The sequence below is a fragment of the Halioxenophilus sp. WMMB6 genome, from assembly GCF_033283405.1.
Classification (GTDB): domain Bacteria; phylum Pseudomonadota; class Gammaproteobacteria; order Pseudomonadales; family Cellvibrionaceae; genus Halioxenophilus.
Map to the genome: position 1 here is coordinate 64596 of NZ_JAWMQR010000010.1, position 12568 is coordinate 77163.

General features: G+C 52.4%; 8 protein-coding genes. 2 read left to right on the forward strand and 6 right to left on the reverse strand.

Going from position 1 to position 12568, the window contains the following annotated elements:
• The first annotated feature begins 142 nt into the window (after positions 1-142).
• Positions 143-1774 (forward strand): phosphoethanolamine--lipid A transferase, encoded by a 1632-nt coding sequence (locus SBL51_RS19640; protein ID WP_317932842.1) that lies wholly within the window; start codon positions 143-145, stop codon positions 1772-1774.
• A gap of 31 nt (positions 1775-1805) precedes the next feature.
• On the opposite strand, the gene SBL51_RS19645 is transcribed toward SBL51_RS19640, so the two are convergent.
• The 3 genes from SBL51_RS19645 to SBL51_RS19655 form a co-directional block, all read right to left on the reverse strand.
• Positions 1806-3146 (reverse strand): dicarboxylate/amino acid:cation symporter, encoded by a 1341-nt coding sequence (locus SBL51_RS19645; RefSeq protein WP_317932844.1) that lies wholly within the window; start codon positions 3144-3146, stop codon positions 1806-1808.
• Between the two features lie 200 nt (positions 3147-3346).
• Complete coding sequence (locus tag SBL51_RS19650) at positions 3347-4186, reverse strand: zinc-dependent peptidase (RefSeq protein ID WP_317932845.1); 840 nt, start codon at positions 4184-4186, stop codon at positions 3347-3349.
• Complete coding sequence (locus SBL51_RS19655; RefSeq protein ID WP_317932846.1) at positions 4183-4755, reverse strand: rhomboid family intramembrane serine protease; 573 nt, start codon at positions 4753-4755, stop codon at positions 4183-4185. The genes SBL51_RS19650 and SBL51_RS19655 overlap by 4 nt, the downstream gene beginning before the upstream one ends.
• Before the next feature lie 667 nt (positions 4756-5422).
• Between SBL51_RS19655 and SBL51_RS19660 the strand changes: the two genes are divergently transcribed.
• On the forward strand, positions 5423-7621 hold the full coding sequence (locus tag SBL51_RS19660; protein ID WP_317932847.1) for a TonB-dependent receptor family protein: 2199 nt from the start codon (positions 5423-5425) through the stop codon (positions 7619-7621).
• Positions 7622-7834: 213 nt separating this feature from the next.
• On the opposite strand, the gene gyrB is transcribed toward SBL51_RS19660, so the two are convergent.
• From gyrB to dnaN, 3 genes are read right to left on the reverse strand one after another with little or no spacing between them, the layout of a single operon-like run.
• Positions 7835-10252, reverse strand: a complete 2418-nt coding sequence (gene gyrB / locus SBL51_RS19665; protein ID WP_317932848.1) for a DNA topoisomerase (ATP-hydrolyzing) subunit B — start codon at positions 10250-10252, stop codon at positions 7835-7837.
• 23 nt (positions 10253-10275) lie between these two features.
• A complete protein-coding gene (recF, locus tag SBL51_RS19670) occupies positions 10276-11370 on the reverse strand; it encodes a DNA replication/repair protein RecF (RefSeq protein WP_317932849.1) in 1095 nt (364 codons plus the stop codon).
• Between the two features lie 19 nt (positions 11371-11389).
• Positions 11390-12496, reverse strand: coding sequence for a DNA polymerase III subunit beta (gene dnaN, locus SBL51_RS19675; RefSeq protein ID WP_317932850.1), 1107 nt, complete (start codon positions 12494-12496; stop codon positions 11390-11392).
• Positions 12497-12568: the final 72 nt, after the last annotated feature.

Sequence of the window (12568 nt, forward strand, 5' to 3'; positions counted from 1 at the left end):
TCTCACGGCGCGCCTAATTAACAGCAATTCACCCAGCCAGTAATGGATAGGGCTTAGAGACGTTAAGTCTTACTTAAGATTAACGGATTACTATTTTAAGTTGGATATTTTTGCCACGAAAAAAAATGGTGTTCCGCTTGCTATGAGTTTAACCAGTTTTCTTCAGCGCCTGCGCAGCCTCTCGCCACTGGCCGTTGTCGCGCTTACCGCCCTTTGGATTACCGCTACCGCTAACTTCACCTTTTTTCACGAGGTTGGCCTGGCCTACCCGCTTGCCGACAACGGCTTTTTTAACGCCAGCCTGGCACTTTTGCTGTGGGCGGTACTGGTATTTTTTATCGGCCTGTTCAGCCTGGTTTTACCCCTGCGTTTTGTGTTGGGATTGTTTCTGGTGCTGGCGGCGGTGTGCGGTTACTACACCGATCAATTCCATACCATCATCAATGCCGATATGCTGGAAAACGCCGCCGAGACCGACACCGCAGAGGTGCGCGATCTAATTACCCCGGGGCTATTGCTGCGTTTAGCTACCGCACTGCTCTTGGTAGCATTGCTCTATTTTTGGCAGCCGAAAAAAGTCAGCTTATTAAAGAGCCGGCTGTACTATGGGCTCTATAGTGCAGGCAGTTTATTGGTAATGATCACCACCATTTTGCTGTTCAGTAGCAGCTACGCCAGTTTCTTTCGCGAACACAAAACCCTGCGCAGCTACACCACACCGTTGATGGCAATCTACTCCGCGATTCAATTCAGCGCCGCCAAATTTGCCCACGCCGGCCCGGTGACTCATAAAATTATTGCTGCCGATGCCAAAATTGTAGAAGCCGATTTTGAGCGCGAGCTGATTATTTTGGTGGTGGGTGAAACCGCCCGCCGCGACCACTTCTCTCTGAATGGTTATGAGCGACCGACCAACCCACTGCTAGCGCAGGAAGATAGTCTGATCAGCTACACCCATATTCAATCCTGCGGCACCGCCACGGCGGTGTCGGTGCCCTGTATGTTTTCGGTGGATGGCCGCGAGGAGTTCAGTATCGAAACCTCGCTGCACCAGGATAACCTGCTCGATATTCTCGACCGTGCTGGTGTGAGTGTGTTGTGGCGGGACAATAACTCCAGCTCGAAAGGGGTGGCCAACCGGGTTGCCTACCAGGATTTTCGAAAGCCGGAAAACAACCCAGTGTGCGATGAGGAGTGCCGGGATGTGGGCATGCTGGCCGGCCTGCAGGCGTACATCGACCAGCAACCGGGTGATATTTTAATTGTGCTGCACCAGATGGGTAACCACGGCCCCGCCTACTTTAAGCGCTACCCACCCGAGTTCGAACAGTTCAAACCCACCTGCCAATCTCTGGAGCTGGCAGAATGCAGCGAAGCGGAAATTATTAACGCCTACGATAACGCCATTCTCTACACCGACTACTTTTTGGATCAGGTGATTCAGCTGTTACAAGCCAATACGCCGCAGTACGAAACTGCTATGTTGTATGTGAGCGACCACGGTGAATCCTTAGGTGAATTTGGCCTTTTCCTGCACGGCGCTCCTTATATGTTGGCCCCGGAACAGCAAACTGCGGTACCGGTTGTTTTATGGCTGGGCGCCAGTGCCGATATCGAGCTGCAAGAGGCATTATTGCAAAAAGATAAACAGAGCTCCCATGATGCCATTTTCCACTCGTTAATCGCCGCCTTTGAGGTGCAATCGAAAGATCTGGAAGGGATGCCACAACTGTTTGAGACTAACGACTCGCACCACTACTCCTCTGCCCAGTAGCAGCCAGCTGGGCAAGGAGTGCCCTCGGCGATTACCCCTCTGAGGTGATAGTCATCGGTTCCGATTTCGGCTCCTGCACCAGCCATTTATCCATGATGGTACAGGCGGTTAAATCGCCGGTAACATTCACCGCCGTGCGGCACATATCCAAAATCCGGTCGACGCCAATAATCAAGGCAATACCGCTGGCCGGTACCCCAATACTCTGCAAGATGGTGGTTAAAATCACAATACCGACCCCCGGTGTACTGGGTGCACCGATAGAGGCACCGACGGTGGTAATGGTCAGCAACGCAAACTGGCCCACACTTAAATCAATACCAAAAACCTGGGTTAAAAATACCGCCGCTATTACCTGGTAGAGGGCCGTGCCGTCCATATTCACCGTGGCGCCGATGGGAATAATAAATTTAACAATGGGCGGGCTTAAGCGCAGTTGCTCAATGGCGACCTTCATCGACAGCGGCATCACCGCCGCCGAGCTGGAGGTGGAAAAAGCGAGCAGCTGCACATCGCGAATATGTTTGGCAAACAAGAGTGGTGACTTGCCACCCAATACTTTTATCAACAACAGATAAAAAAGGTAGAGGCAGATCAGGCCAATCAACACCGTGGCCACATAAGCGGCCAAACCGGCAATCGCCGAAATTCCCACCCGAATGGAGATATCCGCCAGCAGGCCAAATACCGCCAGGGGAGCCAACAGCATCGCCCAGCTCACCACCTTGAGTGAGATCTCCTGAGCCAACTCCAACAGTTTTACCGCAAACACCACCCGCTCCTCGGGCAGGCTGGCGATGGCAATGCCGGAGATAATCGCCGCCACCACTATTTGAATCATATTTTTGGTGGAGAAGGCGACCGATAGATTATTGGGAATCAGCTCGGCAATTTTATCGGGCACGGCGGCCGCATTAAACGTGCTGGCCGGTACGGCGAGATCCGCCAGCTCCACCGACATAATGGGCCGGTCGATATAGGCACCCGGGTGAATCCACTCCACCAGCACAATACCAATCACCACCGCCAACACCGTGGTGAAAATAAAATAGGGGAAGATGCGCAGTCCGGCGCGCTTGAGATATTGGTTATCGCCACCGCCGCAAATACCGAGGGCGATGGAGGAGATTACCAGAGGAATCACCACCATCTGAATCAGGTTTAAAAAGATGGTGCCGGGCAGTTGCAGCCACTCGGCCAGAGTGAGGCTCAGCTCGGCTGGAACCAGCGCTAAGCCCTCCGGCGAGAGCGACAGCCCCACAGCAAAACCCAATACCATGGCGATCAATATTTGGATCCAAAGGCGGGTTTTCGCCAATATTATTATCTGGTCCAGTTGCACCCGGCGGTGCTGTTCAAAGCCAACACTCATGATGATGCCTACTCTGCTTGTGGGTTGGCCACAATAGCAATAACCGTGCGTTTTGTAAGCAGCCGGGATTGTTTTGCATCAGAAATGCCGGTTATTGGCGGGCTGCCAAAAGGCCAGCCAACCAGCTTGCAACACCGGTGAATAACGGAAGGTTCGGATAGAAGAAAAGGCGCTTACACCCCCTACTTAAAGAGGGAACCTTAATTTTTTGGCATGCAGCAGTGTTTGTAGCGCTTGCCGCTGCCACAGGGGCAGAGCGCCTTTTTATGAACGCGGAGTTCGCGAGCGATGGCCTTGGTATCCTGCTGGTAGAGTTCGCTTAACGCGTGATAGAGCTTGGGATGTTTGCGAGCTAACAGCCCCGGCCGCTCAAAAAAATACTCGGAGGCGACGGCAAAAAATTCCGCCTTATTGCTGGCGCCGTAATCGGGAATATTGCTTTTACGCAACAGAATCTCCCGGGTTTTTTTCTCTACCAGATCAAACCAGGGGATGGCGTACTGGTAGTGCCGCAGCGATTCGGGAAAGCCGTCGCAGTCGCCATCGGCCATATCAATCAGATGGATAAATTCGTGAATGCCAACATTGTGTTTATCGCGGCTGTTGTCAAAACCCAGGTGCAGGTGCGGCTGGCTTAACGCCATCTTGCCACTCATGGGGCCGGTGCCGACCATGCCGGTAAAGAGCGAATCGGGTTGGCCACACTCAAATTTTTGATTGAACGCCCCGGGCAGTAAAAATACCGCTTCCAGATTGAGGTAGTGCCACTTGGGAAAGGCCCACACCGGAATAATGGCACTGGCAGCGACCAGCAGCCGATCAAAATCGGTAACCTCAAGCTGGCCGGATTCAATACGGGTGGTGTGCAAAAAGAGCAGCGCCCGCTGATTAAATCGCGTCTGCTCTTGCCCTCTGAGGTGGCGATAAAAGCTCACCTTCTCTTGCAGAAACGTACTCCATTCGGGTTGCCAGCGCTCGGTTATCACCACCGGCTGCAAGGCCAATAGGCGCAGCAGAAAATTTTTCAGCCACTGCATCATGCGAGATTGCGGCGCAGTGAGCCGCGGCTGCGCGCCACCAGGGCGGCATAGAGCAGGCCGGCAATAGCGCCGGCCAGGTGGTACTCGTAGGAGATATTGGGGCTGGAGGGCAGCACGCCATAGATCATACCGCCGTAAAAAATAATCACTAACACGGCCATTAAAATATTGACCAGTTTGCGATCGTACCAGGCCATAACTATGGTCAAACTCCACAGGCCGTAGATCCAGCCACTGGCCCCCAGATGCACGGCACTGCGACCAAAAAACCAGACCAAGCCGCCAGAGACAACAATAATAAAGAGGCTGCCCATCACAAAAAAACGCTGCGAACGAACCAAGGTGAGCGCACCAAACAGCGCCAGGCCAATTAGATTATTACCCAGGTGGCTGTAGTCGCCGTGAATAAAAGGGGCGGTGAAAATGTGGTACCAGGTGTGAGTGTTGCGCGGCTGGATGCCGTAATGCATCAGGCTACCGTGCATGGCGACGTTGATCAGATGCACTGCGGCAACGCTCAACAACACAATAATTAACAAAGAAATACGTTTATCTAAACTACGAGCCACTGGGATTCCTTACAAGCATTGGTATATCGGCGCGCAAGCTAACGCCCTACCCTCACACCCTTCTGTTCAATTTTTGTTGGCTGAGCAGGTGGGTTCTTCACGCGCGCGACTAATAATTATAGACACCACACCATTTTATTCCGCCGACCCACTTCCGCTATTTACAGTTGATGGCTCTCTGGCTGATTCATCTTGCCCATTTCTGCCGGTCGCTACCTACAGCTAACCCAGGCGCTTACCCACCAGTGTGGAATTTCAAGCAATGGTTAGTTGGATGGCCAGCGAAGGCCGGTTAATTTTCGCCACCTACGACCAAACCTCAGCTGACTCACATGCAATCGTCGGGACTCGATTAATGGCTGATATCTCCTAGGCAGACAACTGCTACTGCCTGGTGGTTGGTGGGTGTAGGGCGTGTAACAAAACAGCATGGCGTGCGATCGCGAGCCGAGTAATTAATCGGTTTAGCCCACCATACACCACGCACTCACTCGCCTCTGATAAACGTTAGCGGTTGGCGAGGTGGCAGACAGCAGCGACGGATTACCAAATGAAAAAATCCCTGGCGATTTAATCAATATCAAATCCAGGAGAAGATTAATTGCTAATCATTATCATTTAGTTTAAGTTTGGCATCCAGTTCATTTTAGGGTATTGGGGTTTAGCCATGAAAAGTAGTATTTCCACCGTTTGCGCCACCGCCGTGCTCGGCGTTGCCGCTGGCCAGGTGCCGTTCGTTCTGGCAGAGAGCGACCGCAAAGCAGCTAACACTTCCATGGAACAGGTCGTGATCATTGGTTCAAAACAGGACGCCGATAGTATGGCGGGCTCTGCCTATGTGGTCGATGCCGCCGAGCTGAGCAAATTTGAATACACCGATATCAACCGTATATTGAGCCAAGTGCCGGGCGTTTATATTCAGGAGGAGGAGGGCTACGGCCTGCGCCCCAATATCCGCATCCGCAGTGCCCAGGGGGAACGATCTTCCAAGGTTAATTTAATGGAAGATGGTGTGCTGATCGCGCCAGCGCCCTACTCCGGGCCGGAAGCCTACTACTTCCCCACCGCTGGCCGTATGAGTACCGTCGAGGTATTAAAAGGGCCCGAGACTATCAAGTACGGCCCACAAACGGTGGGTGGTGCGGTTAACCTGATATCAACCCCCATTCCTGAATCTGCGGCCGGAGCCATCAACATTGAGGCCGCTGAAGATGGTGAGAGCCGAATCCACGCCTGGTACGGCGACAGTCAGCAAAACTATGGCTGGCTGCTGGAGACTCACCAGCACAACGGCGATGGCTTTAAATCCATAGATCGCTCCAGCCGTGACACCGGCTTTAACAAAGAGGACTACCTGGCCAAGTTGCGCGTGAACTCCACCGCGGGCGAGGGTTATTACAACCAGGTTGATCTGAAGTTGCAGTATTCGACCGAGATCTCCAACCAGAGCTACCTTGGCCTTACCGATAGCGATTTTGATCGTGATCCCAACCGCCGCTACGGCATTAGCGATCGCGACCAGATGGACAACGAACACGCCGCCGTCACCGTCAGCCACCTGATTGAATTTAGTGACTCGCTCAGCTTGAAAACCACCGCCTATTACAACGAATTTGAACGCAACTGGTACAAACTCGACAACGGCGGCGGCTATATAAACGCCGCTAACCTCGACCCTAATGGTGCGGACGCGGCGCTGCTTAGTGGTGCGCGCGACAGCTTTACCGGCGAGTACCTCAATATTAAAAACAATGCCCGCGAGTATGAATCTTACGGTGTACAAACCGTGCTTGGTTGGAGTGCCACACTGGCGGGTATCAGTCACGATTTCGAATTAGGTGCGCGCTGGCATGAGGACGAGGTCGATCGCTTCCAGCCGGTCGATCGTTTTGCCCAGGTCAATGGCAGCTTGGTTTATGTCGATACCGTCGATCCCAGTGCCTCCAATAACCGCATTGAAACGGCCGACGCCCTCTCTCTTTATCTGTTCGACAATATCGCTCTGAGCGAACGCTTAAATCTGGTCGCCGGACTGCGCTACGAAGAGATGGATACCGACCAAACCCGCTACAATCTGGACCGCTCAGTTGCTACCCGTACCGCTGAAAACAGCACCGAGGTCAGCCTGCTATCGCTGGGTGCCACCTATCAATTGAATGATGCCTGGCAATTGTTGGCCGGGGTTCACGAAGGCTTTGCACCCGCCGGGGCGGACGCCACCGCAACCGACCCGGAAGAGAGCCTCAACTATGAGATGGGTACCCGCTTTACGAAAGGCGGCTTGGCTGCGGAGCTGATCTATTTCTTCAGTGCGTTCGATAACTCAGTGACCTACTGCTCGGTAGCCAACCCCTGCGCCGGTGGTGTAACCGCCGGCAGTATTAGTCAAGGTAAGGCGGAGATCGACGGCCTGGAATTTTTAATCCGCTACGATTTTGCGGCCAACGCCAGCTACCAGATACCGGTCAGCTTTAGCTATACCTACACGGATACCGAATATACCGAGGGTGGTATTGGCGACGCGCAGAAGGGTGATATTTATGCCTATGTGCCGGAAAGCCAGTGGGCGGCGGCTATCGGTTTTGTTGCCACCAACGGTTGGGATATTTACCTCAACGCCAGCTTTACCGATGAGATGTGCCTCGACACCAGTTGTGAGCGCAGCGGTACCGATACCCGCTTCCTGCAAACCGATGATCTGCTGATTTTCGATCTCTCGGCCAGTTACCCCATGAGCGAAACCAGCCGGGTTTACGTGAAGGTAGACAACCTGCTCGACGACCAGGAAATTATCTCGCGAAGCCCAGCCGGCGCCCGTGCCAACAAACCGCGCACCGCCTACCTGGGGCTTGAGGTTAACTTTTAGTTCGGTTGGTTTTATTGCCCATCCATCATTAAACCCAGATCATAAAAAAGGCCGGAGGTTTAAAATTTATCCGGCCTTTTCTGTTTAAGAATCCTATTAAACTGAATCGAAAATAATATAACTCTATGATTTAACAGTATTTAATAGCTTCAATATTGTTAAGGCACAGCTTTTCAATTAACGTCACAACCGACGTTATTTATCACGCTGCCATTAAACATCCAGGTTAGCCACCGACAGTGCATTGGTTTCGATAAACTCCCGGCGAGGTTCCACCTGGTCGCCCATCAGCGTGGCGAACATCTGGTCGGCGCCGATGGCGTCTTCGATACTGACCTGCAGCATGCGGCGTGATTCTGGGTCCATGGTGGTCTCCCACAACTGCTCTGGGTTCATCTCGCCCAGCCCTTTATAGCGCTGGATGGAGTAGCCGCGTTTGGATTCATTCATCAACCAATCCAGCGCCTGTTTAAAGCTCACTACCGGCTCCTGCTTTTCTCCCCGTGCAACATAGGCAGTTTCATCCAGGAGATCATTCAATTTCTCGCCCAGGGCCACCATTGATCGGTATTCGCCACTGGAGAAGAACTCATGATTGAAGACAAACACCGCCGGCACCCCGTGGGAGGTGACCGTTAATTTGGGAAGATAGAGGCTGCGTTCGGAATCCGCCACCGGTACCAACACATAGGAGTCACTGCCCGATTTCGCCTCGGCTAACAGCCGCCCTTCCACCTTGGCGCACCAGGCGCTTACGGCCTCTTCATTGGCCATATCTTCCACCGAAAGTTTATCGGTGTAGATCAGCTGCTCCATCACTTCACTGGGGTAGAGTTTGTTCAGACGCTCAATTGTCGCCATAACCTTGCGGTATTCAGCCACCAACGCTTCCAGCGCAGCACCCTGCAGGGGTGGTGCTTCGGCATTGACGTGCAGGGCTGAACCCTCCATGGCTGCCTGCAGCAGGAAGTTAGTTAGTGCTGATTCGTCTTTTAGATACTCTTCAAACTTACCTTTGGCGATCTTATACAGTGGTGGTTGAGCAATGTAGACGTGGCCGCGCTCAATCAATTCGCGCATATGGCGGAAGAAGAAGGTCAACAGCAGCGTACGGATGTGAGAGCCGTCGACGTCGGCATCGGTCATGATGATGATGGAGTGGTAGCGAAGTTTGTCCGGATTGAACTCGGAAGAGCCGATACCACAACCAAGCGCGGTGATCAGGGTACCCACCTCAGCACTGGAGAGCATCTTGTCGAAACGCGCTTTCTCTACGTTCAGGATCTTACCTTTCAGCGGCAGAATCGCCTGGGTGCGGCGGTCACGCCCCTGCTTGGCAGAGCCACCAGCGGAGTCACCCTCCACCAGGTAAATTTCAGAGAGGGCTGGGTCTTTCTCCTGGCAGTCGGCCAGTTTGCCGGGCAGGCCGGCAATATCCAGCGCCCCTTTGCGCCGGGTCATCTCCCGCGCTTTACGGGCTGCTTCCCTTGCCCGCGCGGCGTCGATCATCTTGGAGACAATCGCCTTGGCGTCGTTGGGGTTTTCCAGCAAGTAATCGGTAAAGGCAGCCCCCATCTCCTGTTCGACTGCGGTTTTCACCTCGGAGGAGACCAGCTTGTCTTTCGTCTGGCTGGAGAATTTTGGGTCGGGCACCTTCACCGAGATGATGGCGGTAAGCCCTTCCCTAGCGTCGTCACCAGTGGTGCTGACTTTGTGTTTTTTGGCGAAGCCTTCTGCTTCGATGTAGTTGTTCAAACCACGGGTCAGGGCCGCTCTAAAGCCTGCCAGGTGGGTACCGCCATCGCGCTGGGGAATGTTGTTGGTGTAACAGAAAAGGTTCTCCTGGAAGCTGTCGTTCCACTGCAGAGCCACCTCCACACCTATGCCATCGTCACGCTGGTTGGTGAAGTGCAACACGTTATTGATGGGTGTTTTAGCCTGGTTAAGGTGTTCCACAAACGCTTTCAAACCACCCTCATACTCAAATACCTCCTGTTTGGCGGTACGTTCATCGAACAACACAATGCGTACGCCGGCATTCAGGAAGGAGAGTTCTCTTAGCCGCTTGGCCAGGTAGTCGAAATGGAATTCGATGTTAGTGAAGGTATCTGCCGAGGGTTTAAAGTGAATAGAGGTGCCGGTGGTTTCGGTATCACCAATAACCGTTAGCGGTGCGTCGGGTACACCGTGACGGTAGACCTGTTCATGAATCTTTCCGCCTCGACGAATGGTCAGTTTCAGCTCCACCGAGAGCGCATTCACCACCGAAACACCCACACCGTGCAGGCCACCGGAGACCTTATAGGTATTGTCGTCAAACTTACCGCCGGCGTGCAGTACGGTCATGATCACCTCGGCTGCCGAGACACCCTCTTCGTGCATCTCAGTGGGAATTCCGCGGCCGTTGTCACTCACAGTTACTGATTCGTCTGGGTGAATAACAACTTTGATTTCGGAGCAGTGGCCAGCCAGGGCTTCATCGATAGAGTTGTCGACGATTTCGAAAACCATATGGTGTAAACCAGAGCCATCGTCGGTATCACCAATATACATACCGGGGCGTTTTCTTACGGCGTCCAGGCCCTTCAACACCTTGATACTCGATGAATCGTAGTTACGTTCTTCTGTCATATTTTTATTGCTCCGGTATCCAATTAGGCTGGAGTTATTGATTCATGAATTGCTCCACGTTCCACGTGAAACAATTTTACTTCTATTTGTTCAGGTAATAGCTCTCGGAAGCCATTCGGTTCAATCACCGTACAGAACAACTGTGCGCCTGGGCGGGAGAATATATCCATCGCCTTTTTTATATTGCCGGTATCCAGTTCGGCGGCGAGATCATCCAAACCGACGATGGGCAAGCGACCGGTAATCTCTACAAAGGTCTGGAGTACCGCCGCGTGCATCAACAGCACTAATGTTTTTTTTTGGCCACGAGAGAGAATCTCGGCCGCCTTACCCTCGCGACATCGCAACGTTAGGTCTGCCCGATGCGGCCCAAAACGAGTGGTTTGTGCCCTACCATCGCCGCTGCGCTGCTCAGTTAAAGTAGTCGCGAGCTTTTCTTCTAGCGGCCAACCACGCTGGAATTCGACACTTATATCAAATTGAAACTCATCCTTTAAGCGATTCAGGTTTTCAACAAACGCCTCGTAGATCGCTTCTCGAGCAGAGGAGATGATTTCGCCGAATTGTGCACAGTGCTGATCCCATATCGCCATTTGCGAATCGGTCATTATACCAGCTCTGAGCAACGCGTTTCGCTGTTTCAACGCCTGATAATAGGAGAGCCAATTGCGATGGAAAGAAGGTTCCACGTGAAACACCAACCAATCGAGAAGCTTACGCCGCTGTTTAGAGGCCCCTTCGATCAGCTGAAAACTACTGCCGTCCACAACCAGATAGGGCAGCATTTTGGCTAGCGAAGAGCTACTGGAGACCTTTTCCCGGTTGATTTTGATGTTAGACCCTTTGGTAACATGCTTCTCGATTCCCACCGTAAAGGGGTTGGCATGCTCGTCAACAAGCGAAGCAAACACGGTAACCGACTTGTGGTTATATTGGATCAAAGGTGATGAGAGGTGGGAGCGAAAGGATTTCCCGTGAGCTACCAGAGAGATACTTTCTAACAGAGAGGTCTTACCGCTGCCATTGGGGCCATAGATAATGTTCCAGGCACAACAAGGTTGGATATCAACACTTTCGATGTTGCGAAAGTGTTGAATCGCTAATCGGTGAATAATCACAAATTAGGCTGAGCCCCACCTACATACGCATCGGCATAACAACGTAGAGAGAGTCTCCCCCGTTGGGTTCTTCGATAAGCGCACTGGCATTAGGGTTGGAGAGAGTGATCTTTATAGAATCGCTATCGATCACATTAGTAACATCTTGCAGATAGCTAACGTTAAAACCAATCTCCATATCACCACCGTTGTAGTCCACCAGCACCTCTTCCGTAGCCTCCTCCTGCTCCGGGTTATTGGCCACAATAGTCAGCAAGCCGTCACTTAGGATTAGGCGAACGCCGCGATACTTCTCATTAGAGAGGATTGATGCACGAGCGAACGCCTGCTTAAGATCAGCCTTCGCACCGAAAAGCACCTTGTCCCCGCCCTGAGGCAAGACCCGCTCATACTCGGGGAATTTGCCGTCGATCAGCTTGGAGGTAAAGGTGAAAACATCAGTGCGCAACTGAATGTGGGTGGGGCCAAGGGCGATCTCCACCGGCTCTTCGTTGTCATCCAACAAACGAGACAACTCCATAATCCCTTTGCGCGGTACGATAGCCAGTTTGCGATCTTCTACCGGAATCTCTACGGAGGTGAGATCACACAGAGCCAAACGGTGGCCATCAGTTGAGACCGCGCGGAAACGGGTAGGTGTCACCTCCCACAGCATGCCGTTGAGATAGTAGCGCACATCCTGCTGTGCCATGGCGAAGCCGGTGCGATCAATCAGCCGTTTAACACCGGCTTTAGTTACTGTGAACAGAGTGTCGTGTTCACCCTGCTCGGTAACCGGATAATCACTGGCTGGCAAGGTGGAGAGCTGAAAGCGTGAGCGACCGGATTTAACCAGTAAGCGATTATCAGAGAGCTCAAATTTGATATCGCTCTCCTCAGGCAGGGAGCGACAGATATCGGCCAATTTTTTAGCGGGAACGGTGATTTCGCCCTCTTCAAAATCGCCGTCAAGTGGTATGCGCACCACCATTTCGATTTCGAGATCGGTACCGGTCAAAGACAACTGATTGTTTTTAAGCTCAAGATAGACATTGGCCAGAATAGGCATGGTTTGACGCTTTTCGATAACACCAACCACCAGCTGCAGAGGTTTCAGCAGCTGTTCTCTTATTAAGTTAAATTTCATGAAGTGATCTCGACGAAAACACGATTTTAGCGCTAAAAATAGTCTGAAATTCTACAGTAATCTACCACCCAT